At 60.9% G+C, this 26,553-nt stretch carries 24 protein-coding genes; 15 read left to right on the top strand and 9 right to left on the bottom strand.

The annotated features are described in order from the left end of the window. The first annotated feature begins 11 nt into the window (after positions 1 to 11). Positions 12 to 893, top strand: coding sequence for a hypothetical protein (locus ACCD02_RS11550; RefSeq protein ID WP_413301469.1), 882 nt, complete (start codon positions 12 to 14; stop codon positions 891 to 893). Positions 894 to 1,053: 160 nt separating this feature from the next. Here ACCD02_RS11550 and ACCD02_RS11545 read toward each other — a convergent pair whose 3' ends face one another. Both ACCD02_RS11545 and ACCD02_RS11540 read right to left on the bottom strand, forming a co-directional pair. Continuing rightward, complete coding sequence (locus tag ACCD02_RS11545) at positions 1,054 to 3,756, bottom strand: DUF3616 domain-containing protein (protein WP_413301467.1); 2,703 nt, start codon at positions 3,754 to 3,756, stop codon at positions 1,054 to 1,056. Positions 3,757 to 3,955: 199 nt separating this feature from the next. Next, positions 3,956 to 5,599, bottom strand: a complete 1,644-nt coding sequence (locus ACCD02_RS11540) for a Na+/H+ antiporter (RefSeq protein ID WP_413301465.1) — start codon at positions 5,597 to 5,599, stop codon at positions 3,956 to 3,958. 389 nt (positions 5,600 to 5,988) lie between these two features. On the opposite strand from ACCD02_RS11540, the gene ACCD02_RS11535 reads away from it, so the two are divergent. The 4 genes from ACCD02_RS11535 (at position 5,989) to ACCD02_RS11520 (ending at position 9,103) form a co-directional block, all read left to right on the top strand. After that, positions 5,989 to 6,360: an ArsC family reductase gene (locus ACCD02_RS11535; RefSeq protein ID WP_413301463.1), complete on the top strand. Its 372-nt coding sequence runs from the start codon at positions 5,989 to 5,991 to the stop codon at positions 6,358 to 6,360. 32 nt (positions 6,361 to 6,392) lie between these two features. Then, on the top strand, positions 6,393 to 7,427 hold the full coding sequence (dapD, locus tag ACCD02_RS11530) for a 2,3,4,5-tetrahydropyridine-2,6-dicarboxylate N-succinyltransferase (RefSeq protein ID WP_413301461.1): 1,035 nt from the start codon (positions 6,393 to 6,395) through the stop codon (positions 7,425 to 7,427). 66 nt (positions 7,428 to 7,493) lie between these two features. Continuing rightward, on the top strand, positions 7,494 to 8,699 hold the full coding sequence (locus tag ACCD02_RS11525; RefSeq protein WP_413301844.1) for an aminotransferase class V-fold PLP-dependent enzyme: 1,206 nt from the start codon (positions 7,494 to 7,496) through the stop codon (positions 8,697 to 8,699). Beyond that, a complete protein-coding gene (locus tag ACCD02_RS11520) occupies positions 8,696 to 9,103 on the top strand; it encodes a SufE family protein (protein WP_413301459.1) in 408 nt (135 codons plus the stop codon). Before ACCD02_RS11525 ends, ACCD02_RS11520 begins: the two co-directional genes overlap by 4 nt. Positions 9,104 to 9,190: 87 nt before the next feature. On the opposite strand, the gene tcdA is transcribed toward ACCD02_RS11520, so the two are convergent. After that, positions 9,191 to 9,997, bottom strand: coding sequence for a tRNA cyclic N6-threonylcarbamoyladenosine(37) synthase TcdA (tcdA, locus tag ACCD02_RS11515; RefSeq protein ID WP_413301457.1), 807 nt, complete (start codon positions 9,995 to 9,997; stop codon positions 9,191 to 9,193). Between the two features lie 119 nt (positions 9,998 to 10,116). Here tcdA and dapE point away from each other — a divergent pair, with 119 nt between their 5' ends. The 8 genes from dapE to ACCD02_RS11475 all read left to right on the top strand — a co-directional run bounded on the left by dapE (position 10,117) and on the right by ACCD02_RS11475 (position 17,712). Continuing rightward, positions 10,117 to 11,268, top strand: a complete 1,152-nt coding sequence (dapE, locus tag ACCD02_RS11510; RefSeq protein ID WP_413301455.1) for a succinyl-diaminopimelate desuccinylase — start codon at positions 10,117 to 10,119, stop codon at positions 11,266 to 11,268. Further along, the gene (locus tag ACCD02_RS11505; RefSeq protein ID WP_413301453.1) at positions 11,268 to 12,077 is read left to right on the top strand and encodes a putative RNA methyltransferase; all 810 of its coding nucleotides are present in this window, start codon (positions 11,268 to 11,270) and stop codon (positions 12,075 to 12,077) included. The genes dapE and ACCD02_RS11505 overlap by 1 nt, the downstream gene beginning before the upstream one ends. A gap of 18 nt (positions 12,078 to 12,095) precedes the next feature. Next, positions 12,096 to 12,473: a hypothetical protein gene (locus ACCD02_RS11500; protein WP_413301451.1), complete on the top strand. Its 378-nt coding sequence runs from the start codon at positions 12,096 to 12,098 to the stop codon at positions 12,471 to 12,473. A gap of 214 nt (positions 12,474 to 12,687) precedes the next feature. Then, complete coding sequence (plsB, locus tag ACCD02_RS11495; RefSeq protein WP_413301449.1) at positions 12,688 to 15,183, top strand: glycerol-3-phosphate 1-O-acyltransferase PlsB; 2,496 nt, start codon at positions 12,688 to 12,690, stop codon at positions 15,181 to 15,183. A 139-nt stretch (positions 15,184 to 15,322) separates the two neighbouring features. Next, entirely contained in the window at positions 15,323 to 15,670 is a 348-nt protein-coding gene (locus ACCD02_RS11490; protein ID WP_413301447.1) for a YbaY family lipoprotein, read from the top strand. 184 nt (positions 15,671 to 15,854) lie between these two features. Then, positions 15,855 to 16,253, top strand: coding sequence for a YbaY family lipoprotein (locus ACCD02_RS11485; protein WP_413301445.1), 399 nt, complete (start codon positions 15,855 to 15,857; stop codon positions 16,251 to 16,253). A gap of 86 nt (positions 16,254 to 16,339) precedes the next feature. Further along, the gene (locus ACCD02_RS11480; RefSeq protein ID WP_413301443.1) at positions 16,340 to 17,029 is read left to right on the top strand and encodes a DUF4197 domain-containing protein; all 690 of its coding nucleotides are present in this window, start codon (positions 16,340 to 16,342) and stop codon (positions 17,027 to 17,029) included. Positions 17,030 to 17,493: 464 nt separating this feature from the next. Beyond that, positions 17,494 to 17,712 (top strand): DUF6124 family protein, encoded by a 219-nt coding sequence (locus ACCD02_RS11475; RefSeq protein ID WP_413301441.1) that lies wholly within the window; start codon positions 17,494 to 17,496, stop codon positions 17,710 to 17,712. Positions 17,713 to 17,784: 72 nt separating this feature from the next. Here ACCD02_RS11475 and ACCD02_RS11470 read toward each other — a convergent pair whose 3' ends face one another. Next, positions 17,785 to 20,841, bottom strand: coding sequence for an efflux RND transporter permease subunit (locus ACCD02_RS11470; RefSeq protein WP_413301439.1), 3,057 nt, complete (start codon positions 20,839 to 20,841; stop codon positions 17,785 to 17,787). A gap of 6 nt (positions 20,842 to 20,847) precedes the next feature. After that, positions 20,848 to 21,948 carry an efflux RND transporter periplasmic adaptor subunit gene (locus tag ACCD02_RS11465; protein WP_413301437.1) on the bottom strand — a complete coding sequence of 367 codons (1,101 nt, stop codon included), beginning with the start codon at positions 21,946 to 21,948 and terminating at the stop codon, positions 20,848 to 20,850. Positions 21,949 to 22,039: 91 nt separating this feature from the next. Between ACCD02_RS11465 and ACCD02_RS11460 the strand changes: the two genes are divergently transcribed. Further along, entirely contained in the window at positions 22,040 to 22,675 is a 636-nt protein-coding gene (locus ACCD02_RS11460) for a TetR/AcrR family transcriptional regulator (protein ID WP_413301435.1), read from the top strand. 134 nt (positions 22,676 to 22,809) lie between these two features. On the opposite strand, the gene ACCD02_RS11455 is transcribed toward ACCD02_RS11460, so the two are convergent. Next, positions 22,810 to 23,592 carry a class I SAM-dependent methyltransferase gene (locus ACCD02_RS11455; RefSeq protein ID WP_413301433.1) on the bottom strand — a complete coding sequence of 261 codons (783 nt, stop codon included), beginning with the start codon at positions 23,590 to 23,592 and terminating at the stop codon, positions 22,810 to 22,812. Between the two features lie 101 nt (positions 23,593 to 23,693). Here ACCD02_RS11455 and ACCD02_RS11450 point away from each other — a divergent pair, with 101 nt between their 5' ends. Then, complete coding sequence (locus ACCD02_RS11450) at positions 23,694 to 24,323, top strand: energy transducer TonB (protein ID WP_413301431.1); 630 nt, start codon at positions 23,694 to 23,696, stop codon at positions 24,321 to 24,323. Between the two features lie 103 nt (positions 24,324 to 24,426). On the opposite strand, the gene ACCD02_RS11445 is transcribed toward ACCD02_RS11450, so the two are convergent. Genes ACCD02_RS11445 through ACCD02_RS11435 form a run of 3 tightly spaced genes read right to left on the bottom strand, consistent with a single transcriptional unit; the run spans position 24,427 to position 26,489 of the window. Beyond that, positions 24,427 to 25,260, bottom strand: a complete 834-nt coding sequence (locus ACCD02_RS11445) for an isocitrate lyase/PEP mutase family protein (RefSeq protein WP_413301429.1) — start codon at positions 25,258 to 25,260, stop codon at positions 24,427 to 24,429. A gap of 54 nt (positions 25,261 to 25,314) precedes the next feature. Then, positions 25,315 to 26,172 (bottom strand): DUF72 domain-containing protein, encoded by an 858-nt coding sequence (locus ACCD02_RS11440; RefSeq protein ID WP_413301427.1) that lies wholly within the window; start codon positions 26,170 to 26,172, stop codon positions 25,315 to 25,317. Further along, the gene (locus tag ACCD02_RS11435) at positions 26,169 to 26,489 is read right to left on the bottom strand and encodes a hypothetical protein (protein ID WP_413301425.1); all 321 of its coding nucleotides are present in this window, start codon (positions 26,487 to 26,489) and stop codon (positions 26,169 to 26,171) included. The genes ACCD02_RS11440 and ACCD02_RS11435 overlap by 4 nt, the downstream gene beginning before the upstream one ends. Between the last annotated feature and the right edge of the window lie 64 nt (positions 26,490 to 26,553).

Raw genomic sequence — 26,553 nt, 5'->3', positions numbered from 1 at the left:
GGGAAGGCCTTATGAATCCGCTTTCGAATCTACTCAACACTTTCACCTCAGCCTACAAAAGCGTCGATGCCGCCAGTCGCACCAGCGCCAGCAGCACCCAAACGGCCTCCACCGCAGCAACCGGGCAGGATGAGAAAACGCCGGGCGCCGACAGCCTGACGTTGTCCAGCACTGCGGTCGAACTAAGCCAGAAGACCTCCTACGCGGCGCCCTACTTTCCAACTCGCTCGAATATGAGCGCCAGCGCCCTGATGATGGCCGTGGCCAATCCAGGCCTGGTCTCAAGTTCCAAAGGCCTGTCATTCGCCGATGTCGCCACCGCTGCCCGCAAAAGCCTGGATGACAAATACGCGCAGATGAAAGCCAGCGGCAGTCCTTACGACGCCAAGAGCCCGGAAGGTCGCGACACCAACTCTCTGCTCGGCGACCTCGACCGCCGCTCGCTGTATGCGATCAGCAGCAACCAGGGTGGCCTGTTTACCAAGGACGAGCAGGACGCCGCCAGCAATGCCATGAGCCAGCAGATCTCCCTGGCCATCGGCATCTACAAAGGCCCAAGCAGCCAGGCTGGCAACTTTGTCGACCCGTACGCCGGCAATGACGCCGCTCGCCTGAATGCCGCGCTGAGCTTCCTCACAAGCGTCAGCCCGGAAGAGCGCAATTCGACGACCTGGCTGCAACAGCGCCTGGCCGTGGAGAATGGCATCGCCAGTATCAAAAATCCGACCGACGACAACAAAATCCCGCCGACCCTGTTCGAAGTGCTGGCCCAGACGAGCGACGAGCCAGGGGCTGAGGACGAAGATCCCACCCAGATCAAAGCAGGGATTGCCAACAACACAACGCCAGCGACGGCACCGACCATCAACCCGACGAAGACTTCGGCGAGCTGATTGGGATTAGCCTCCCCCGTTGGAGCGAGGCTTGCCCGCGAAAGCAGTTTTTCAGCCGCAATAATGTGCCAGAAGTACCAACCGGGTCGCGGGCAAGCCTCGCTCCAACGGAGCCGCCCTTTCGACTCCGACTGCCAGACCCTCTCTCCAAAATGCCCCGTCAGGCAGCCAACGGCTGTCCTGTGAGAGCAATGTCCACGCCCGGTGAGCCGATGGAGTTGGCATCGCCAACCTGAGCATAGGCGCCCAAAGTACCGGACTTCGCATAGGTGTAATGCGGATCACTGGAGGACGTCTGGTCCCACACCGCCGTATAACTGTCCTTCGAGCCGCCGAACGCCGTCCCGGTATGGCTGCCAGCCTTGAATGTGCCGCTGGTAATGGCCGAGGTAGCGATGGACGTGCCGTCCGCGTCAAACGCCGAAGCACCGTAGTTGAAGGCCGTGGCCACGTTACCGTTCTGGTCGTAGATCACCACACCATCGCCTTTGCCAAGGCCCGGTCCGTCAACGCTGATGACGTTGCTGGCATTGGTAAGGTTCCACGCCGACTTGAATGTGCTCAAGGCTGAATCCTTCACCGACGCAATGACCAGGGTCTTGCCGGCGGCGAGCTGCAGGTTGCTGCCCAGGGAAACACCCGAGACGAAGGTTTTGCCGTCAGAGTCGGTGAACTTCCAGTTGGACAGGTCAATGGTGGTGGTGCCGTAGTTATACAGCTCGACGAAGTCGCCACCGGTGGAGTTGGAGGCCACCTCACTGATCAGCAGGTTGTAGTGCGGCGCTTCTGTGGTCTTGAAGGTGATGTTCTGGCTGGCGATGGCGTTGTCGTAATGATCGGCTACGGCTTTGGCCTGCAGTTCCACAGTGTACTGGGTATTGGCGGCGAGCTTGGCCGTCGGGGTCAGAATGACCTTGTTGTAATCCACCTTCACGCCAGCGCTGGCGCTGTCGAAGGTCTGCACGACATTGCCGTTGCCATCCTTGAGCACGATCTTGCCGCTGCCCAGCGCCACGCCTTCGTCGAAAGTCAGGGTGATGCTGGCGGTGTTCTTCGAAACCCCGGTCGCCGCGTTGGCTGGCGTACTGCCGACCAGCTTGGGCGCGGTGGTGTCGGTCACCGGGTTGCCCACGGTGACCAGATTGCCTTTGAACTGCTGATCGGCAGCGTTGAGGTCTTTGGATGCCTTGGTCTGGCCAGCCCATACCGTGTCGCCATTGTCCTGCAGCAACAGGATCTGGGTCCCAGCCTTGATGCTGGTGGGCGAGGCAATGGATTCAAAGCTGCCGCCGGTGGCCTTGAGCAGGGTATCGAGGTTGTTATCCAGCTCGGTGGGTTGGTGGGCCTTGTCACCATCCCAGGTGAACAGACGAAAATCGTTCGGCACATCGGCGCTGGCGCCGCCCGAAGGACCGGCAATGATCAGGTAGCCACTGCCGTCAGTGGCCTTGTCGATGGAGCGAATACCGCGACCGCCCAGGTTCAGCTCGATGGCTTCAAAGTTCGGTGCCTTGGTGCTATCGGCCAGCACGTCCTTGTAATTGGTCACGGCGATGATCAAGGCTTTGTCGCGAACGACGTTGTCCATCTGCGGCGCACGAAAGCCCAGCCACAGAGCACCGTCGTTACTGGAGGTGGTCATGCCTTCGATGGAGAAACCATTGGTATTCTCCGGGGCAATGCCCGGGCCGGCTGACGTGGCAAAGCCGTAGTAGCCTGCTGCCTTACCGTTCGCGCCCGCAGCGTCCCAGGCCGTCAGCGCGGCCACCAGGCCGGTGTATTTGTCGGCAGTCACCGAGAAGGTCGGTTTGCCGTCGACGGCGGTGATTTTCAGGCTGGTAATCACTTCACGACCGGGGGCCTCTACACCTTTCTTGTCGTTACTGTGGGAGCCGGTCAGGTACAGGTTGTTGCCGACCAGAGCCATGGCTTCGAAGTCCATCTCACCGGTGAGCCCCAGTGCCGTGCCGTAGTCGAACTCGCTGATGGCCGCGCCACCGCTTTTGTCATAGACCCGCACCACGTTGGCTTCGTCATCGCCGACAATGATGTAGTTGCCCCAAGTGACCACGCCGGAAGCATCGGACGAACCGAAGGTGCTGCCGACCTTGGGTTTGAACGTGAACTCGGTGGGCTGCGGGGCTGGCGGATCGACCGGCGTCACCGGATTGACCGGCGTGGTGGGTGCTGTTGGCGCAGTCGCCGGGGCGCCGTTGGTGATCAGGTTAGTGGCCAGCTTATTGACCAGGTCCGTGGTGCTCTGGGCGCCTTTGGACTGCAGCGCGGTGTTGAGTTCGGTATTGCTGGGTGAACGGCCGACAATCGCCTGGTAGGTCAGGACGACCTGAGCCTTGTCACTGGTAATGCTCTGCCCTTCGGTCGATGTCGTGAAGGAAAACAGTATTTTCGAAACACTACCGCCATTGCTCAACTGCGCGGTCCAGTAACCCAGGCCCGCAGCATCCGGAGCCCGGCCCAGGGTGTTTTGATAGAGGGCAGACACCAACTGTGAGACCGAGCCGCCCGATACGCTGGCGAACTCGGTGGACTGGGCGAACGACTGGGTGACGTCGTCCAGTGAGGCGCCACTGCGCACCTGTTGGGTCCAGTACTGCAGACCCGCAGTGTCCGGGGTACGGCCGAAAGCGGCCTGATACAGCGCGATAATCGGCTGCACCATGGTCACCGACTCGGTTGAGGTCGTGAAACTGGTCACGACATCCGCGAGTTTTGCGCCACCGGATTCTACCTGCGCGGTCCAGTAGGCAAGACCGGCGGCATCGGGCTCACGACCGAGAATATTCTTGTAATAGGAAGTGATCGATTCGCTGGTAGTGGCCATGAAATCCGGGCTCTGTATCAAAATGGATACTCGACCCTAACAACGGATTTTGACGAAACGGTTTCAGGACTGAAGAAATGACTGACAGCGCGCCATACCCGTGAGAGCCGTCTTGGTGGCGATCGAGTGCGAAGCGCTCGCAATATCATCAGTGACTGATCCGGCGCTATCGCCAGCAAGCCGGTTCCTACGCAATATCATTGCAACTCAGGCAATTGAGTTACCTCGCCGAAAACCGCGCCTCGATCAGGTCCAGCTCACTCAATACCTGGCGCAAGGCATCATCGCCGATCTTGTGATGACGCCGTAGCGCATACAACTCCAGACGCTGCGCACGCAAAGCGGACACTCGCAGGCGACGCTCCAGCTGATCCATGCGCCAGGCCAGCGCCTGAGCTTCCGAGGTGTCATTGAACACCTCCAGTTGATGGCGATATTCCGACATGATCCGCGCCTTGACCTCCGTGGCCATCGCTGCCTGTGCCGCATCCATGACGCCATCGCCTGCGGCCGGCGCCTCGACTTCCAGTGCGCGAATGGCCGCTTCGGCTGTGCTTTTCCAGGCCTGCTGCACCTCTTGTCTGGTCACCTGATCGGGCGTCAGGGCTATGCCGCGCAGCAACAACGGCAAGGCCACGCATGCAGAGATCAGCGATAACAGAATCACCCCGGCAGCTATGAATACCATCATGTCCCGTACCGGGAACGCCACACCGGCCCCCATCAACATCGGCACCGACAACACTCCCGCCAGCGTCACCGTGCCGCGCACTCCGCCAACTGTCAGCAACCAACAGGCCCTGGCCGTCAATACGCCAGTGGCGCTGTCCCGGCCGAGCTTGTTATCGATCAGCACCCGCAGTCGCCAGAACATTTGTACCCAGACAAAGCGCAGGGCCAGCAGGACCAGGAAAATCGCCAGTACATCCAGGCAACGCCAGAGCAGCACCGGCCACAGGGTCGGCTGGTCATGCACCACGGCGCCGATAATGTCCGGCAGTTGCAGGCCCAAGAGCAGAAAGATCAGGCCATTGAAAGCGAACTCCAACAGCGCCCAGACGCTGCGATTGAGCAGACGGGTACTGGTCTGGCGCGGCAGCAGGTCAACCCAGCTCTGCATCATCCCTGCCGCCACAGCGCTAAGAATGCCCGAGGCCCCCAGGCGCTCGGCCAATACGTAGGCCGCGAAAGGCAACAGCAGCATGAACACGACATGGGCCGCCGGATCATCCCATCCGCGATCAATCATCCAGCTGCGCATACGGCCGAGCAGCCAGCTCAACGCCACGCCGATCGCCAGGCCGCCACAGGCCACCAGGACGAAAGTCAGGCTGGCGTCGGCCAGGGAAAACAACCCGGTCAGGGCTGCAGCGAGGGCAAACTTGAACGTCACCAGGCCCGAGGCATCGTTCATCAAGGCCTCGCCCTGCAACATATACATCAGAGGGCCCGGCATCCGGTCACGGGCAATGGCCGATACCGCCACAGCATCTGTGGGTGACAGCACCGCCGCCAGGGCAAAAGCCAGGGGCAATGAGATATCCGGCAACAACCAGTGAATGAAGTAGCCCGCGCTGACCACGGTGAACAGCACCAGGCCCACCGCCAGGGTCAGGATGGGTCCCCGGTAGCGCCACAATTCACGCTTGGGCATGCGCCAGCCGTCGGAGAACAGCAAAGGCGGAAGGAACAGGAACAGGAACAGCTCCGGGTCCAGGGCCACGTGCAACCCCAGGCTCGGCCAGGCCAGCAAAGCGCCGGCCCCGATCTGCACCAGTGGCAACGGGATGGGCAGCAACCGTCCGAGGGGTCTGGACACTGCGACCACGGTCAGCAGAATAAGGACGGTGTAGGCAGTTTGCATGCAGATATTCCTGACAGGCGCTGAACGCTGCGAATGACTGAGCCCCATCCTAGCCGCTCGGGCACGCGCTGTGCCTTACACCTAGGTATGAGCTCGACTGGATTGCGCGAGTTCCTGTCGGAGCCGGCTTGCTGGCGATGGCGTCAGATCAGTCACGATGCTATTACGAGCGCTTCGCACTCGATCGCCACCAAGGCGGCTCCTACAGGTCTTCATTCCGATACTGAAAAATAAACCCCTGTCGTACAGCATCCTGTCATCCCTCATGCTGTATAGAGCTTGCAGCCATTCACGGGCAGCCGCGATATCGAGACAGACCGGGCGCCGGATGCAATGGCATGGCATAATCCCCGGCTGTTTTTTTCGGATTCCATGGGGACATTCTGGCGATGGGCAATTCCACCAGTGGTCACGGCGCTATCAGCCTGTACGGCATCAAGGCCTGCGACACCATGAAAAAGGCCCGCACCTGGCTCGATGAAAAAGGTGTGAGTTACCAGTTCCACGACTACAAGGCGGTCGGTATCGATCGTGAGCACCTGACCCAATGGTGCAACGAACACGGCTGGCAAGTGGTGCTCAACCGCGCCGGCACGACCTTTCGCAAGCTCGACGATGCGCAGAAAGCCGATCTCGATCAGGCCAAGGCCATCGAGCTGATGCTTGCGCAGCCTTCGATGATCAAGCGCCCGGTGCTGGATCTCGGCGACAAGACCCTGATTGGCTTTAAACCTGAACTGTACGCAGCGGCCATCGCCTGATTGAGATGGCCTTTTAATCTAGAGGTATTTACATGTCCACTTCCCTGTTCAGCCTGGCCTTCGGCGTTGGCACTCAAAACCGTCAAGGCACCTGGCTGGAAGTTTTCTACGCCCAGCCCCTGCTCAACCCGTCTGCCGAACTGGTCGCTGCCATCGCGCCGATCCTGGGTTACACCGACGGCAACCAGGCCATCACGTTCACCACTGATGTGGCCTCGAAACTGGCCGACGCGGTCAAGTCCGTCGATGCCACTCAGGCTGCCCTGTTGACCCGTCTGGCCGAGAGCCACAAGCCGTTGGTCGCCACGCTGCTGGCCGAAGACGCCGCTCTGACCTCGACACCAGAGGCTTATCTGAAGCTGCACCTGCTGTCCCATCGCCTGGCCAAGCCGCACGGCCTGAGCCTGGCCGGGATCTTCCCGCTGCTGCCGAACGTTGCCTGGACCAGCCAGGGCGCCGTCGACCTCGGCGAACTGGCCGAGCGCCAACTGGAAGCGCGCCTCAAGGGCGAGCTGCTGGAAGTGTTCTCCGTCGACAAGTTCCCGAAAATGACCGATTACGTCGTGCCAAGCGGCGTGCGTATTGCTGACAGCGCTCGCGTGCGCCTGGGTGCCTACATCGGCGAAGGCACCACCGTGATGCACGAGGGCTTCGTCAACTTCAACGGCGGCACCGAAGGTCCGGGCATGATCGAAGGCCGCGTTTCTGCGGGCGTCTTCGTCGGCAAGGGTTCGGACCTGGGCGGCGGTTGCTCGACCATGGGTACCCTGTCCGGCGGCGGCAATATCGTGATCAAGGTCGGTGAAGGCTGCCTGATCGGCGCCAACGCCGGTATCGGCTTCCCGCTGGGCGATCGCAACACCGTCGAGTCCGGCCTGTACGTCACTGCCGGCACCAAAGTCGCCCTGCTGGACGACCAAGGCAAGCTGGTCAAGGTCGTCAAGGCACGGGAGCTGGCCAACCAGCCTGACCTGTTGTTCGTGCGCAACTCGCAGACCGGTGCGGTAGAGTGCAAGACCCGCAAGTCTGCGGTCGAGCTGAACGAAGCGCTGCACGCTCACAACTGATCGATGCTGCCTCCGGGTTCGGGCCCTCACGGTTCGAACCCGCTTCACCGGGTTATATCGATGACCATGTTCCTGCCCTCCCCCTGGCGTGCTGACTTTCCAGCCATCGCCGAACTGCAACGGCAAGGCCAGACCTATCTGGACAGTGCCGCGACTGCACAAAAACCCCAGGCCCTGATCGACGCTCTGACGCGCTACTACGTCAATGGCGCGGCCAACGTCCATCGCGCCCAGCACATGCCGGGCATGCTGGCGACCCAGGCCTTCGAAGACAGCCGCAGCCATGTCAGTCAATGGCTCAATGCCGGTGAATCCGGACAGATTATTTTTACCCATGGAGCCACCTCGGCCTTCAACCTGCTGGCCTATGGCCTGGAGCATGAGTTCGTGGCCGATGACGAGATCGTCGTCAGCGCCCTGGAGCACCACGCCAACCTGTTGCCCTGGCAGCAACTGGCGCAACGTCGCGGCCTCAAACTGGTGGTGTTGCCGCTGGACGCCAATGGCCTGATCGACCTGGCCGCCGCCAGCCAGTTGATCGGCCCGAAAACCCGCCTGCTCGCCGTCAGCCAGCTGTCCAACGTGCTTGGCACCTGGCAGCCGCTGCCCGCCCTGCTAAAACTGGCGCAAGCCCATAACGCCCTGACCTTGGTCGATGGCGCCCAGGGCGTGGTTCACGGTCGCCATGACGTGCAGGCACTGGGCTGCGACTTCTATGTATTTTCCAGCCACAAGCTCTACGGCCCCGATGGCGTCGGTGTGCTGTATGGCCGACATGACGCCCTGTCACGCCTGCGCCACTGGCAGTTTGGTGGCGAAATGGTCCTGACCACTGACTTCCATCAGGCCAGCTTCCGACCCGCGCCTTTGGGCTTTGAAGCCGGAACGCCGCCGATTGCCGGGGTGATAGGCCTCGGCGCCACCCTCGACTACCTGGGCGAACTGGATCAGGACGCCGTATTCGAGCATGAAGCCGCCCTGCATCAGTTGCTGCGCGATGGCCTGCGCGAACGCGAAGGTGTGCATCTGCTGGGCACACCGCAACTGGCCCTGGCAAGCTTTGTCGTCGATGGCGTACACAACGCCGATCTCGCCCATTTACTGACCGAACAGGGTATCGCCGTGCGCGCCGGGCATCATTGCGCCATGCCGTTGCTGCAAAGCCTCGATCTGCCCGGCGCGTTGCGCGTGTCTCTGGGGTTGTACAACGATTCAGAGGATATCCAGCACTTCTTTAACGGCCTCGATCAGGCCCTGGACGTGTTGCGATGAGCCTGCCGACGCAGGCCCGGGAGGCTCTGGATAGCTTCAGCCAACCGCAAGGCTGGGAGCAGCGCGCGCGCCTGCTGATGCAATGGGGCGAACGGCTGCCAGCCCTGAGTGATGAGGAAAAGAGCGACGAATATAGGGTGCATGGCTGCGAGAGCAAGGTCTGGCTGCTGGGCAGCGTCGAGGATGGTCACTGGCAGTTTCGTGCGGCCAGCGATGCGCGACTGATCCGCGGACTGGTGGCATTGCTGCTGGCACGGGTCAATGGCTTGTCCGCCGCCGAGTTGCAGCACATCGACCTGCCCGGCTGGTTCGAGCAACTGGGCCTGAGCCGCCAGCTCTCGCCCTCACGCAGCAACGGCCTCAATGCCGTGCTGCAACGCATGCGCGAGATGGCGCTTTTGTAGGAGCTGCCGAAGGCTGCGAAAGCGGTGCATCAGGGAGACCCATTCGCAGCCTGAGGCAGCTCCTACAGGGCAGCGCCGCGTCAGGGATTAAGCCTTGACCCGCTCCGAAGGCCGACGCGCACCCGCCACAATCTTGTCCACTGCCTTGGTCGCCGCCACCATGCCAAAGGTCGCGGTAACCATCATCACCGCGCCGAACCCACCGGCGCAGTCAAGCTTGACGCCATCGCCGACAAAACTTTTCTGCAGACAGATGCTGCCGTCCGGCTTGGGATAGCGCAGTTGTTCGGTGGAGAACACGCAGGGCACGCTGTAATGGCGATTGGGTGTGCGCGAGAAGTTATAGTCGCGGCGCAGGGTCGAGCGCACTTTCGAGGCCAGCGGGTCATTGTAGGTGCGGTTGAGATCGCAGACCTGGATCTGGGTCGGGTCGATCTGCCCGCCCGCGCCACCGGTGGTGATGATCTGAATCTTGCGCCGCTTGCACCAGGCGATCAGCGCGGCCTTGGCGTTGACGCTGTCAATGCAGTCAAGCACACAGTCGATCTCTGACGTGATGTAATCGGCCATGGTCTCGCGGGTGACAAAATCGGCCACGGCGTGCACCACCACATCCGGGTTGATCGCCCGCAGGCGTTCGGCCATCACTTCGACCTTGGGCCGACCTACGGTGCCTTCCAGCGCATGCAACTGGCGATTGCTGTTGCTGACACAGACATCGTCCATATCGAACAGGGAAATCTCGCCGACACCGGTGCGGGCCATGGCCTCGGCCGCCCACGAGCCGACGCCGCCAATACCGACCACAGCGACGTGGGCGGCGCGCAAACGCTCCAGGCCTTCAATGCCGTACAAACGGGCGATACCGGCAAAACGCGGATCTTCAGTGCTCATGGGCCTTACCTCAAAAAACCGGCGCGCAGTATAGAGCGCCTTTTGGCGCCGTTACACATGGTTTTGCTTTAAGATAGCCGCCTTTTCAAGCCTTGAATCCTGCCACCGGAGTCCTGTTCATGACGGCCCCAGCCGATCTCTCGCCTACCCTGCAGCTGGCCTGCGACCTGATTCGCCGTCCGTCGGTCACTCCACTGGATGCCGACTGTCAGGCCGTGATGATGAAGCGCCTGGGCGCTGTCGGCTTCAAGCTTGAGCCAATGCGTATCGAAGACGTGGACAACTTCTGGGCCACCCACGGCGAAGGCGACGGCCCGGTGCTGTGCTTTGCCGGACACACAGACGTGGTCCCGACCGGCCCGGTACAGGCCTGGCAGAACGACCCGTTCAATGCCCTGATCGACGAACACGGCATGCTCTGCGGCCGCGGCGCCGCTGATATGAAAGGCAGCCTGGCATCGATGATCATTGCAACTGAACGTTTCGTCAGCGAATACCCCAATCACCGGGGCAAGGTCGCCTACCTGATCACCAGCGACGAAGAAGGCCCGGCCCACCATGGCACCAAGGCTGTGGTCGAGCGTCTGGCGGCACGCAAGGAGCGTCTGGACTGGTGCATCGTCGGCGAACCGTCGAGCACTACCCTGGTCGGTGACGTGGTCAAGAACGGCCGTCGCGGTTCCCTCGGCGCAACCTTGACCGTTCGCGGCGTACAGGGTCATGTGGCCTACCCGCACCTGGCGAAGAACCCCATCCATCTGGTCGCACCGGCCCTGGCGGAACTTGCCGCCGAGCACTGGGACAACGGTAACGATTTCTTCCCGCCGACCAGCTTCCAGATTTCCAACCTCAACTCCGGTACCGGCGCGACCAACGTCATCCCGGGTGAGCTGACGGCGGTGTTCAACTTCCGCTTCTCCACCGAGTCCACCGTCGAAGGCCTGCAACAGCGCGTCGCCGCCATCCTCGACAAGCATGGCCTCGACTGGCACGTGGACTGGGCCCTGTCCGGCCTGCCGTTCCTCACCGAGCCGGGCGACCTGCTCGACGCCGTGTCGGCCAGCATCAAAGCCGTTACCGGCCGCGATACCCAGGCTTCCACCAGTGGCGGCACCTCCGATGGCCGTTTCATCGCCACCCTGGGCACCCAGGTCGTGGAACTGGGCCCGGTCAACGCCACCATTCACCAGGTCAACGAGCGCATCCTGGCCAGCGACCTCGACGTCCTGACCGAGATCTACTACCAGACCCTGGTCAAGTTGCTCGCCTGATGCTGACTTGCCCGATCTGCTCAGCGCCCCTGGCGAACGTCGATAACGGTGTGGTCTGCCCGGCCAACCACCGTTTCGACCGCGCCCGCCAGGGCTATCTGAACCTGCTGCCGGTGCAGCACAAGAACAGCCGCGACCCTGGCGACAACCAGGCCATGGTCGAAGCCCGCCGTGACTTCCTCAATGCCGGGCACTATGCCCCGGTGGCGCGGCGCCTGGCCGAACTGGCCGCGGAACGCAATCCGGCACGCTGGCTCGACATCGGTTGCGGCGAGGGTTACTACACCGCGCAGATCGCCGAAGCCCTGCCCCATGCCGACGGCTATGCCCTGGATATTTCCCGGGAAGCGGTCAAACGCGCCTGCAAGCGCAACCCGCAGCTGACCTGGTTGATTGCCAGCATGGCCCGGGTACCACTGCCCGACGCCAGCTGCCAGTTCCTCGCCAGCGTGTTCAGCCCCCTGGACTGGAACGAGGCCAAGCGCCTGCTCAGCCCCGGAGGCGGCCTGATGCGTGTCGGCCCGACCAACGATCACCTGATGGAACTGCGCCAGCGCCTGTACGACGAAGTCCGCGACTACGCTGATGACAAACACCTGGCCCTGGTACCTGAGGGCATGCAGCTGCAACACAGCGAAACCCTGCGCTACAGCCTGAAACTGATCGACGGCCAGTCCCGCGCCGATCTGCTGGCCATGACGCCACACGGCTGGCGGGCCAGCGCCGAGCGTCGCGCCCAGGTCATCGATCAGCCAGGACCGTTCAAGGTCACCGTATCCATGCGTTACGATTATTTCGTACTGCAATAGCATTCAATTGAGGCCCTTATGCGCCAGCCCGACATCGAGATTTACCTGAAAGACGCCGACGTTGATCACAAGGCTATTACCGCCTGGCTGACCGACGCCATTGGCCCGTGCAGCGACTGGGCACAGAAAGGCCAGACCTGGAAGTGCACGGCCGACGGTATCCCGGTGGTATGGATCCCCAAGGCGGTAGGCAAATGGAACAGCCTGTGCCTGGAAAGCGATCAGACCCCGTGGGACGACGACATCGCCTGCGCTCGCGCAGCCTTCGCCGCGCTGAACGTCGAAGTGCGTTGCGCGCCAGGCACCTGGGTCGAAGACGAGAGCGACGAAGCGGCCGACCGCTGGATCCGCATCAGTGCCGATGGTGAAGAAGAAATTACCTGGCATACCTCGTAATAAAGCTCTTCAAGGTAGGAGCGAATCTGTGGGAGCGAATTCATTCGCGAAAGCAGTTTGGAACACGACACAAATGCGTCGGCTGTGCTGGCCTCTTCGTGAATGAATTCGCTCCCACATTAGTCCTTACAAATGTTCGATCTGTGTAAGCCGAACTATCCACCAAAAATCCGGCCAAACCCTTGCCCGTCCCCTCCAATACAGCAGAAGCCGTATGACCCGATCCCCGTTTCGCCGTCTCGTGTTCGGCACCCTGCGCCGCCTGCTGTATCTGTGGGTGCGCTCGGAAACCATCAATCAGTCGTCCTTCACCCTCAATCTGGATCGCAGCCGGCCGGTGTTCTACGCCTTGCAGTCGCCATCCCTGAGTGATCTGGCGGTGATTGATACGGAATGTCGCAAGGCCGGTCTGCCTCGGCCGATCCTGCCGGTCTCGGTGGGCGGCATGATGGAGCCGGCGGCGTTCTTTTACCTGACCCCGGAGCCGGACTGGCTCGGCCGTCATGACAAGCGAGGCGCGCCGCCGACCCTGGAACGACTGGTTGGCGCGGTCAGCCAGAACCCTGGTGAAGACGCGCAGATCATTCCGGTCAGCGTGTTCTGGGGCCAGTCTCCGGATCGTGAGTCGAGCCCGTGGAAGCTGTTGTTCGCCGACAGTTGGGCGGTCACCGGACGCCTGCGCAAACTGGTCAGCATCCTGATCCTCGGGCGCAAGACCCGCGTACAGTTCTCCGCGCCGATCCACCTGCGTGAACTGGTCAATGAAAACAAGGGTCATGAACTGACCCTGCGCATGAGCCAGCGCCTGCTACGCGTGCATTTTCGCAATCTCAAGACCGCAGTGATCGGCCCCGACCTGTCGCACCGCCGCAACCTGGTCAAGGCGCTGGTGGACGAACCGCTGGTCAGGCAGGCCATCCTCGAAGAATCCGAGCGCGAAAAGATCCCCGAATCCAAGGCCCGGGAACAGGCCTTGCGCTATGGCAATGAAATCGCCTCTGACTACACCTACTCGGCGATCCGCTTTCTCGAAGTGGTACTGAGCTGGTTCTGGAACAAGATCTACGACGGCATCAAGGTCAGCCATATCGACGGTGTGAAGGACGTCGCGCCGGGCCACGAGATCATCTACGTGCCCTGCCACCGCAGCCATATCGATTATTTGCTGTTGTCCTACCTGCTGTTCCGCAACGGTCTGACGCCACCCCATATCGCTGCGGGCATCAACCTCAATATGCCAGTGATCGGCGGCCTGCTGCGCCGTGGCGGCGCGTTCTTCATGCGCCGCACTTTCAAGGGCAACCCGCTTTACACCGCCGTCTTCAACGAATACCTGCACACCCTGTTCACCAAGGGTTTCCCGGTGGAGTACTTCGTCGAAGGCGGTCGCTCGCGCACCGGGCGCATGCTGCAACCCAAGACCGGCATGCTCGCCATCACGATGCGCAGCTTCCTGCGCAACTCGCGTACGCCTATCGTTTTCGTGCCGGTGTATATCGGCTACGAGCGGGTTCTGGAAGGTCGCACCTACCTCGGTGAACTGCGCGGCGCGGCCAAGAAGAAAGAATCGATCTTCGATATCTTCAAGGTCATCGGTGCTCTCAAGCAGCGCTTTGGCCAGGTCTCGGTCAACTTCGGCGCGCCGATCAAACTGGCCGAGTTCCTCGATCACGAGCAACCGGACTGGCGCCAACAGGAGCTGGGCCCACAGTTCAAGCCAGCCTGGCTCAACGAAACCACCAATCGCCTCGGTGAGCGCGTCGCCCGGCACCTCAACGAAGCAGCGGCGGTCAACCCGGTCAACCTGGTGGCCCTGGCCCTGCTGTCGACCCAGCGCATGGCCCTGGACGATCAGGCCATGGAGCGGGTGCTGGAGTTGTACCTGACCCTGCTGCGCCGCGTGCCCTATTCGCCCCATACCACCTTGCCGGAAGGCGATGGCCGGGCACTGATCGAGCACGTCAAGGCCATGGACCTGGTGTCCGAACAGAAGGACGCCCTGGGCCGGATTCTGTATCTCGACGAACAGAACGCCGTGCTCATGACCTACTACCGCAACAATGTGTTGCATATCTTTGCCCTGCCCGCGCTGTTGGCGAGCTTCTTCCAGAGCTCTTCGCGCATGAGCCGTGAACAGCTGCTGCGCTACACCCGGGCGTTATATCCGTACCTGCAATCGGAGCTGTTTATCCGTTGGTCCCTGGAAGAGCTGGACGGGGTGGTCGATCAGTGGCTTGAAGCCTTTGTCGAACAAGGCCTGCTGCGCTTCGAGAACAACGTTTATCTGCGCCCGGCGCCGAGCTCTCGCGAGTTTGTGCTGCTGACGCTGCTGTCCCGGGCCATCGCCCAGACCCTGCAACGCTTCTACATGGCCATCGCCTTGCTGCTCAACAGCGGCAAGAACACCCTCAACGCCGAAGAACTGGAAGACCTGTGCACGATCATGGCTCAGCGCCTGTCGATCCTGCATGGCCTCAACGCGCCGGAATTCTTCGACAAGAGCCTGTTCCGCCACTTTATCCAGACCCTGCTCGACCTCGACGTATTGCGCCGGGACAGCAATGGCAAACTGGGTTATCACGAGCTGCTTGGCGAACTGGCCGAAGGGGCGGCCAAGCGCGTGTTGCCGGCAGAGATTCGTCTGTCGATTCGCCAGGTGGCACTGCATCGCAGCGAAGCAGCCACTGAAAGCCCGGAAAAGCCGGAGTAATGCGGGGGAACATGTAAGAGTTTTCTGAGAAAAAGTGTCGATTAGTGGACGAAGCTTTATTTAGCGCCATGAACATTTTGTACGCTGCTAATTTTTCGTTCGTGCCCGTTTCGGCACTTCTTTCAATAAGGAAATTGAAATGTCCAGCGAACAAGTGACCCGCCTTCAGGGCGAAGTTTATTACCTGCCACGAATCGCCTTACCCGATGGCTGCACCCTGACAGTCAGACTGAACGATGTCACCGTGCAGGACGCGGCATCGACGGTCATTGCCGTCAGCCAAACCGACGTAGCCCGACAAGTGCCGCTGCCTTTCGAACTTGGCTATAACGCCAGGCTGCTGCCCCAAGGCCGTGACTACGAACTGGAGGCCCGCATCGAGTTGCAAGGCCGCCTGCTGTGGATCAACGACAGAGTCCACTACGTGCAACTGACCGACGCTGATCAGACCGGCCTGAAAATTCAGGTCGTTCAAGTCAACGGCTGATCGAACCCGGGCGGCATATCCACTTGATGTGCCGCCCCTGCTCCCCTACCGCAAGCGCCCGCCCTGCAACTTGCCTAGACTATGTAACAGGACATCTCAGGTGCTGATCCGCGCGGGCAAATCCTATAAATTCCGGCCCCTCGCGCAAGCTCCCCGCCAGCGCAACCGAAATATGGATAGGCCCATGAAAAAACTTACCTTACTGCTGATAACCGCCCTGCTCAGTGCGTGCAGCTCATTGCAACCTTCCGGTCAGGCAACGCTCGACGGCGAAGTCTTCTACCTGCAACGCATGGCCCTGCCGGCGTCAGCCACTTTGAGCGTCAGCCTGCAGGACGTTTCCATGGCCGATGCTCCTGCTTTGGTCCTGGCCCAGCAAAGTGGCCCGGTCAAAGGCCAGGTGCCGTTGCCCTTTCATTTGCACTACGATCCGACGCAAATCCATCCCGGCCATCAGTACGCAATCAGCGCTCGAATCGAATCGGATGGCCAACTTCTATTCGTCACCACCGAACGGCATGGCGTACAGTTGAACGGCAAGGATCCACAGCCGCTGCGTATTCGCCTGAATCCGGCCCGCTGACGCCTGGATCTTCCGTGCAGAGCAGCGCCATCCTGTAATGACGCTGCCTCGAATTTTCAAGAAAGCTTTTAAAAAAGGATGCCCACATGTTCCGCTCCTCCCTTGGTTTCGCCGCCCTGTGCACCGGTCTGCTGCTGTCGGCCAATGCCTTTGCCCTGTCCCTCGGCGACCTGTCGCAGTCCGACGCCACCGGCGGCCTGAAAGACGCCCTCAGCCAGGGCGCGCAGATTGCGGTCAAACAACTGGGCGTGCCCGGCGGTTTCAGTAACAACAAGGATGTGCGCATCGAGCTTCCCGGCAACCTCGGCAAGGCCGCCAAGAAAATGAAACAGTTCGGCATGGGTGAGCAGGTCGATCAACTGGAAACCAGCATGAACCAGGCTGCCGAAGCGGCAGTGCCACAGGCTCAGGCCCTGCTGGTCGATGCCGTGAAGAAAATGAGCGTGTCCGACGCCAAGGGCATCCTGGCCGGTGGCAAGGATTCGGCCACCCAGTACCTGGACAAGACCAGCCGCGAACAGATCCGCGCCAAGTTTCTGCCTATCGTCAAGCAAGCCACCGACAAGGTCGGAGTCGCCCAAAAGTACAACGCCTTCGCCAGCCAGGCCGCCTCGTTCGGCGTGATCGACAGCAAGTCGGCCAATGTCGAAAGCTACGTGACCGAACAGGCGCTCAATGGCCTGTTTGAAATGATCGCCAAACAGGAAGAAAGCATCCGCGCCAACCCGGCCGCTGCCGCCACCAGTCTGGCGAAGAAGGTGTTTGGGGCGTTGTAACGTCGGATTGAAATGCATTCTTGATGTGGGACCGGCTTTAGTCGGGAAAGCGCCTTCCTGGCTAAAGCCGGTCCCACAGAATGTTGTTAATTCAGGTAGTCATGTACCACCCGCTGCTGTTTTGAGCACATCAAATGAGACGATTCCGAAGGACCGCTCTCTATCCTTTGAGTGAAACTTCCTAAACAATCTTTCCCCGCTTGTGCCGGTCAAATTCAGGAATTAGCCTGCGTTCCGCCGCTGAAAATCAGTGGCCGGGTGTGGAAACCTGTCTCTTACCAAGCGTATAAGCGTCACAAAATTACTTGCCAATGAGCAGTAAATTATGGCGGCTATGTTCGGGCAGACTTCGGTCTGGCCGGGGTGCTTGTGACTCGGTTTTCCACCCCGTTCATAGCTGCCACCCTCTCGCCGCGTGGAAACGGCAAGAGAATGGCTCCAAGCCATACACAAGAGTTTTAACCATGAAAAAGCTCGTCCCCGATCCACCCCACACCTTTGAAGAACTCCTGACTCGCCTGTTCGACCTGCTGCGATGCGCGGCTGCGGTGATCTATGAAGCGGGCGACCAACACACGGGTTCCGATCGCAATCTGGCATTTGCCGGGCTGTACCTGATCGATATGGCCAAGGCCCTGGCCGATGAGTTGCTGAACCTGATCAGCGAGCATCGCTCAACCTGACCGAAATCTGTGACCCAAATTGTGGGACCGGCTTTAGCCGGTCCCATAGTTTTCAACCAACCGCACACTCGCTTATTTCTTCACCCTGAACCACGCCGCGTACAGCGCCGGCAGAAACAACAGCGTCAGCGCCGTCGCGACGATCAGCCCGCCCATGATCGCCACCGCCATCGGCCCGTAGAACACGCTGCGCGACAGCGGAATCATGGCCAGCACCGCCGCCAGAGCAGTCAGCACGATAGGCCGGAAGCGCCTTACCGTAGCTTCGACGGTGGCGTTCCAGGGGGTCAGCCCTGCCGCGATGTCCTGCTCGATCTGATCCACCAGAATCACCGAGTTGCGCATGATCATCCCCGACAGGGCGATGGTACCCAGCATGGCAACGAAGCCGAACGGCTGGTTAAATACCAGCAGAAACAGGGTCACGCCGATCAGCCCCAAGGGCGCAGTGAGGAAGACCATGAACATCCGCGAGAAGCTGCGCAGTTGCACCATCAGCAGGGTCAGCACGACCACGATGAACAGCGGCACCCCGGCGTTCACCGATTTCTGCCCGCGCTCGGAATCCTCCACCGTACCGCCCACTTCCAGCAGATAGCCGTCCGGCAACTGCGCGCGCACGTCATCCAGGGTCGGCAGGATCTGCTTGACCAGGGTTACCGGCTGTTCCTTGCCATAGATATCACCGCGCACCGTCACTGTTGGCAGGCGATTGCGATGCCAGATAACGCCCTCCTCGAAGCCATATTCCAGAGTTGCTACCTGGGACAGTGAGACACTCGCGCCATTGGCTGTAGGAATTGCCAGACTGGCCAGGGAGCCCAGTTGCTGGCGCTCTTGCGGCGTGCCCCGCAGGAGGATCTCGATCAGTTCGTCATCTTCACGGTACTGGCTGACGCTGGAGCCGGTCAGGGAACTTTGCAGGAAGCGCGACAGGTCCGCCGTGGTCACGCCCAAAGCCCGGGCGCGGTCCTGATCGACGTTGAGGTACACCACTTTGCTCGGCTCTTCCCAGTCCAGATGGACATTGGCCACATGGGGGTTCTGCTGCACCTTGAGGGCAACCTTGCGTGCCAGGGCACGGACTTCCTCAATGTGCTCGCCAGAGACGCGGAACTGCACCGGATAGCCCACAGGCGGGCCGTTCTCCAGGCGTGTGACTCGTGAACGCAGGGTCGGGAACTGCTCGTTCAGGGCATCGATCAACCAGGTACGCAGGGCCTCGCGATCCTCGATGGTCTTGGCCAGCACAACGAACTGGGCAAAGCTCACAGCGGGCAGTTGCTGATCCAGCGGCAGGTAGAAACGCGGCGAGCCGGTGCCGATATAGGCCACATAGTTATCGATGCCGACCTTGTCCTTGAGCATCACTTCCAGGCGCTTGACCTGATCGGCGGTGTTATTGAGCGAGGCGCCTTCGGCCAGCTTCAGGTCGACCATCAACTCAAGCCGCCCCGAGGCCGGGAAAAACTGTTGCGGCACGAACTTGAACATCAGGATCGACAGCACGAACAGGCCGACGGTCAGCACGATTACCGTCTTGCGCCAGCGTACGCACCACTCGATGGCCCCGCGCACACGACGATAGAACCTGGTGTCGTAGGGATCAGACGAACCTCTGCCATGCTTGGCCGCGTGAATCTTCGCCAGGTCCGGCAGCAGCCGATCGCCCAAATAGGGCACGAACACCACCGCCGCCACCCAGGAAGCCAGCAGGGCAATGGTCACTACCTGGAAGATCGAACGGGTGTATTCGCCGGTACTGGACTGCGCCGTAGCAATGGGCAGGAAGCCTGCGGCGGTGATCAGGGTCCCGGTGAGCATGGGGAAAGCCGTGCTGGTCCAGGCGAAACTGGCGGCCTTGAGACGATCGAAACCCTGCTCCATTTTGATCGCCATCATCTCTACGGCGATGATCGCATCGTCCACCAGCAGGCCTAGAGCCAGCACCAATGCGCCCAGGGAAATCTTGTGCAGACCGATGCCGAAGAACAACATGCAGGCGAAGGTCATGGCCAGTACCAGTGGAATGACCAGTGCCACCACCAAACCGGTACGCATGCCGAGGGAAAAAAAACTTACCAACAGGACGATGCCCAGGGCTTCGGCCAAGACCTGCACGAACTCGCCGACGCCGGTTTTCACCGCCGCCGGCTGATCGGAGACCTTACGCAGTTGCATACCCACCGGCAGGTTGCGCTGGATCTTCTCGAACTCGCCTTCAAGCGCATGACCCAATTGGAGAATATCCCCGCCATTCTTCATCGACACCCCGACGCCGATGGCGTCATCACCCATGAAACGCATGCGCGGCGACGGCGGATCGGTGAAACCGCGATGCACTTCGGCCAGGTCGCTGATACGCAAGGTTCGGTCGCCGACGCGCAGGGGGAAGTTGCGAATCTCATCCACCGACAGGAAACGCCCGCTCACTCGCAACTGCACACGCTCGGTGGGGGTTTCGAAGAAGCTGGTGGCCTGCACCGCGTTCTGCGCTTCCAGAGCCTGCTGCACGGCTTGCAGGGACAGGCCGAGGGTGGCCAGCTTGACGTTCGACAGCTCGATCCAGACCTTCTCGTCCTGCAGGCCGATCAACTCGATCTTGCCGACGTCCTTGACCCGTTGCAGCTGGATCTGGATGCGGTCGGCGTAGTCCTTGAGCACGGCATAGTCGAAACCGTCGCCGGTCAGGGCGTAGATATTGCCGAAGGTGGTGCCGAACTCATCGTTGAAGAACGGACCCTGAATACCCTGGGGCAGGGTCTGACGGATATCGCCGGTCTTCTTGCGCAGTTGATAGAACAGGTCCGGCAGCGCCGAGGACAGCATCGAATCCCGGGCCGCGAAAATGATCTGCGATTCGCCGGGCCGGGAGAACGAACTGATGCGCTCGTATTCGCCGGTTTCCATCAGTTTCTTTTCAATACGGTCGGTAACCTGGCGTGCCACTTCCTCGGCGCTGGCGCCGGGCCACAGGGTACGTACGACCATGGCCTTGAAGGTGAACGGAGGGTCTTCGCTCTGCCCCAGCTTGGTGTAGGACATAGCCCCAACCAGAGCCAGGACTATCATCAGGTACAACACGATCTGGCGGTTACTCAGCGCCCATTCTGAAAGATTGAAACGCATCCGTGCCTACTCCTTCGCCGCCAGCTTGATCGTGCGATTATTACGATCCACCGGACGGACCTTCTCCCCTTCGTGCAATACATGCACGCCCGCCGCAACCACCCAGTCGCTGGCGGCCAGGCCCTTGAGCACCGGCACGGTTTCCTGGCCGTAAGGGCCAACCTGTACGGGGATACGCTTGAGGGTGTCGTCGGCCTGCAACTGCCAGACATAGGTATTGCCGTTTTCTGCGGTCAGCGCCGACAGTGGCACCGCCAGGGGCACCGCCTGTTCGGCCTGGATAAACACCTGGGCGCTCTGGCCCAGTTCGGCGGGGATCTTGCCGCTACTGAAGGCAATGCGTGCGGCGAACGTGCGTGAACGCGGATCGGCGGCCGGCGACAGTTCGCGGATGCGCCCCTGGAAGCGTTGGTTGCGCTGATTCCACAGTTCCACCGACACCGCCTGGCCGACCTTGAAACGGTTGAAGCTCTGTTCCGGCAGGCCGATCAACACTTCCCGCTCGCCATCGGCTGCCAGGGTAAATACGGTTTGCCCGGCGGCCACCACCTGGCCGACCTCCACCAGGCGCTTGGTAACCACACCATCCTGTTGGGCACGCAATACGGTGTAGCTGGTCTGATTGTCGGCAACGGTCAGCTCGGCCTTGAGCTGCTTGAGCCGGGCTTCACCTGCGCGATAGAGATTCTCGGCGTTATCGAACTGCGAATGGCTGACCATCTGTTTGTCCACCAACGCCTTATAGCGGTCACGCTCGGAACGTACCGTCTGCAGGTTGGCCTCGGCAGCCGCAACCTGGGCGCGGGTGGCGTCCAGTTGCAGGCGCACGTCCTGGGCATCCAGCTCGGCCAGGGGTTGATTGGCCTTGACCCGTTGGCCTTCCTCGACCAGGCGCTTGCTGACCTTGCCGCCGATGCGGAAGGCCAGATCCGGCTCGAAACGGGCGCGGACTTCACCGGGATAACTGTCTGCCGACTGTGAGGATGGCAGCGGCTGCACTACCATGGCGGGACGAATGCTGGCAGGAGGCGCAGCTTGCTGACCACAGGCGGCCAGCAACGACACCAGGCTTATTGGCAGGATGAGAGACAAGGCATCGCGCAACATAGTGAAGACCTTTGCAGTCTGAGCTTGGAATAATTGTACTTGCCAGTATAGTAAGAATTACCGAACTCAAGAGTCCACTATTAAAACGTTTATGTCCGACAATTCTGCAGGTGCATCCGGCCCCGGCCGTCCCAAGGACCTGGCCAAACGCCAGGCCATACTCGAGGCCGCGAAAAATCTGTTCGTGCGTAACGGCTATGCCAATACCAGCATGGATGCCGTGGCGACCGAAGCCAGGGTGTCAAAGCTCACGGTGTACAACCATTTCACCGATAAGGAGACGCTGTTCTCTGCCGCCGTGGTGGCCCGTTGTGAAGAGCAAATTCCGGAATTGTTTTTCAACCTCAACGGCGGCCAGTCGGTCGAGACCGTACTGCTGAGTATCGGTCGTGGCTTCAATACCCTGGCCAACAGCGCCGAGTCGATTGAGCTGCACCGCCTGATGGTGACACTGGGCAGCCAGGACCCCAAGCTGTCGAAAATTTTCTTCGAGGCCGGGCCGCAACGCCTTTTGACGGAAATGGAACGGGTACTGGTGCAGATCCAGGAATGCGGCGCCCTGCACTTCCCTTCGGCGAAAACTGCGGCCGAGCACTTTTTCAGCCTGCTCAAGGGCGCGTGCAATTTCCGCCTGATGATCGGCCTGTGCGACGAACTCGATCCGGCCACCGAAGAGCAGCATGTGCAGGATGTGGTGGGGTTGTTTATGCGGGCGTATCAGGCCTGACATCACGGTTCAGGCTGTGAACTCGGGTCTGTAGGAGCTGCCGAAGGCTGCGATTGGGTCTACCTGATACATCGCTTTCGCAGCCTTCGGCAGCTCCTACAGAAACCGTATTCCAATTCAAATGGTTGCGTCGCTCAGGTTTTCAGAGCCTTCTTCGGATAAACATCGTAACGACTGGATTTGCCATCCAGCGCATACCCGGGCTTGGGCCCGTCGATGCACGGCGCCTTGCGCGGGCGCTTGACCACCACCCGGTGGCTGGCCAGGGCCAGTGCGGCCTCCAGTAGAGCCGGGGCATCCATGTCATCACCTACTAACGGGCGAAACAGGCGCATTTCCTTCTTCACCAGCGCGGTTTTTTCCCGGTGGGGGAACATGGGATCAAGGTAGATCACCTGGGGCGGCGTACCTTCCCAGGCGCGGATCAGTTCGATGGAGTTACCGGTCAGCAGGCGCATGCGGCCGATAATCGGGCCTGCGTCGACATCATTGGCCCCCCTGGCCAGGCCGTCCTCCAGCAGCGCGGCAATGATCGGCTGACGCTCGATCAGGCTCATTTCGCAGCCCAGGCTGGCCAGAACGAAAGCATCCTTGCCCAACCCCGCCGTGGCGTCGAGCACGCTGGGCCGCACGCCAGGCTGAATACCGACAGCCTTGGCGATCATCTGCCCGCTGCCGCCACCGAACAGACGCCTGTGTGCCACCGCGCCTTCGGCGAAGTCCACCCGTACCGGGCCGGGCACATCGTCGCCCAGTTGCTGTAGCTGCAAGCCATCATTGCCGACCTGCAAGGCGAAGTCGGCGTTGTCATCCTCCAGCGGCAAACCCAGGCGTGCAGCCCACTTGGCGGCCTGCTCCTGGCCCTGACCGGCCAGGGCTTCGACCCGGATTCGACTGCCCGCTTGTTGCTCACTCATTGTGTGTCCACACGCTCAAAAAAGTATTAATGATTGGCAAAAACTGCCGATAAACAAAGTATCCGGCATTTTGCCAGAACCCACGGTATGTACTGAGCGCTATGTCAGACATTCAGACCTCATCCTCAATCGGTTACTTGGCCTACGCTGGCGATTACAGCGTACCCAATACCCGTGTGCTCGGCGGCGTTACGCAGCTGTGGCAGGATGCGTTCAGCCGGGCGATGGCCCAGGGTGTCGACGATAACGCCAACGAACCCGCTGCCCCGACCTTCAGCGTCAGCGTCGACAGCAGCACCGGCGAGCCGGTTGCCGGTGCGCAAGTGCTGGGCAAGATTGTCGAGCAGCGCGCCTGCCCGGTCGTGGATGCCGAGCGCAAGCCGCCGGAGCCGCTGTTTCTGCCGATCGCCGAATTCGAAATGAACCTGCTGCCACCGGCTCCCGAGCCTTTCAGCATCAGCGACATGATTGCCCAGCAGCGTCATCTGGATATCGAGAACAATTGGGTCCGCCCGAATGTACTCAACCCGTACGACGACAGCGTCAACCCAGGCCCAGGCCCGCAGCCAAAACCTCTGCACCTGCCGATTGCCGAATTCGAATGGGACCTGCTGCCACCGCCTGCCGAGCCGTTCAGCGAGCACGAAATGACCGAACAACAGCGCGCGCTCAACTTCGATAGCGGTTGGGCACGTCCGATCATTCTGCAGAATCTGCGGATGGCTGCCTAAGGTCTACACCCGTTGGAGCGAGGCTTGCCCGCGAAGATGACGACCCGGTCTTTTTCAGACACACCGCAGCGAATGATTCGCGGGCAAGCCTCGCTCCAACGGCTTAATCTTTAAATAACCCATTCAACCTGGCAAATGGCATCGCCTGTTCGGCATAGGTGAAAGTGCCGTGGTCGCGCATTTCTTCGGCCGCTCTCAGCAGACCGCCAAACGCCGCCCGAGCCAGGGATGAGCCGACGCTGATGCGCTTGACGCCCAGCTCGCTCAGATCGCGCACCGACAACGCCACCCCGTCCAGGCCCATCAGCACGTTGACCGGCTTGGGCGACACCGCCTTGACCACGGCAGCGATCTGATCCCGTGTCTGCAAGCCCGGCGCATACAGCACATCCGCCCCGGCCTCGGCGTAGGCTTCCAGGCGCCGCAGGGTGTCGGCGAAATCCATGCGGCCATGCAGCAGGTTTTCCGCACGGGCGGTGAGCATAAAGGGGAACGGCATGCTGCGGGCGACCGCCACGGCGGCCTTGACCCGCTCCACGGCGTGCTCGAACTCATAGATTGGCGCCTCGGCCAGACCGCTGGCATCTTCGATGGAGGCGCCGACGATGCCGCAGGCAATGGCCTGGCGTAGATTCTCGGCACAGCCCTCGGGGCTATCGGCAAAGCCGTTTTCAAGGTCGGCGGTGATGGGCAAGGCGGTGGCGGCCACGATCTGCCTGATGTTTTCCAGGGTTTCATCACGACTGAGGCCGCCGTCACCATCGGTACGCCCCAGGCTGAAGGCCAGGCCCGCACTGCTGGTCGCCAGCGCTTCAAACCCCATCGCGGCCAACAGCTTGGCGGAACCTGCATCCCAGGGATTGGCAACGATAAAAGCGCTTTTGCGCTCATGCAGCGCTTTGAATGTGTGGGCACGAAGCCGTTGCAGCGAATCCATGTGCATACTCCCAGGGAAATGTTCTACACAGGGTAGCCACATGTACAGGTTTTGTCAGAGTAGACCCAGTTGCTCGACCTCAGGCTTGAGCTCTGGCAGGTGTGCCAGGCCAGGCAATCGCGTCATCAACTGTTGATGAAAGCGCCGTGCCAGTTCCGGCGCCTGGATATTGTCCGGGGTATGCAGGAACACGTAAGGCGTGCGCCCTTCTTCGATCCACTCGGCGACTTTGCTGACCCAGGGGGCGAGAAACGGGTCGTTCGCCTCCAGCAAGGGATGGCCGATAAAGCGCACTTGCGGAAACTGCGTCATGGCGGCAGGACGCGTTGGCACCTTGGGCTTTTTCGATTGTGCGTGGAGCACCGCTGGATCTCTGGAAACACAGCTGAACAGAGGCCGCGAGTCCAGGCAAATGCGCTCCACGCCTCGATCGAGCAACAGCCGGTTGAGCATGCGCTCGTCATCGCCCCTGTCGAAGAAAGCCATGTTGCGCACTTCTATCGCAAGCGGGCAGTCCAGTGCATCGATAAAGGCTGCCAGTTCTCCCAGGCGATTGGGCGTGAAGCTGGCGGACAGTTGCAGCCAGAATGGACTGACCCGGGCTCCCAGGGGCGCCAGCAACTGCATGAACTCCTCGGCGGCCGGCAGCCGATCGCGCAGATCACCGCCGTGGCTGATATCACCATGGAACTTGGCGGTGAAACGAAAATGTTCCGGCCACACTTGCGCCCAGCGCTGCACCGTGGAGGCGGCGGGACGGGCATAAAATGTGGTGTTGCCTTCGACGGCATTGAAGACCTGAGCATACAGGTCGGGCATTTCATTGTTGCGGGTGTGTGGCGGATACAACGAGCCGCGCCAGGCGTTATCACCCCAGGACGGACAACCGATGTAATAAGGCAGACTGTTCAAACGTGCAGATCGAGCCCCGACACTTCCAGATCCCAATCGACGAAACTGGCCGTATTAAGGTAACTGGCCAGGGCGGTTGCGACGCGGCGGCTCATGGAGCGGGGAAAGATAATGTCTTGCTGACGAGCAGGCACGTTGGGAGTAGGCGCTGACTGGGCGCCGCCGGCACTTTGCCGGCGAGAAGTGTTGGCAGGTTGCGCAGGAACCTCGATATCACTGTCTACTACTTCTTCGAAGGTGCCTTCGACCGTCGCAGAGCCTTTACGCGGCTTGCGCTTTATCGGGTAGGAGCGTGCTGAGGGTCCGTCTATACGCATAACGGCGTTCTCTACTTTATTAGATAGTGGCAATTTAACGTCACGGAGTGCCCCCTGGCAATTC

The organism is Pseudomonas sp. Pseusp88 (genome assembly GCF_047303955.1).
Taxonomy (GTDB): domain Bacteria; phylum Pseudomonadota; class Gammaproteobacteria; order Pseudomonadales; family Pseudomonadaceae; genus Aquipseudomonas.
Note: the sequence above shows the minus strand (reverse complement) of the source record. Positions and strands in the feature narration are given on the sequence as shown.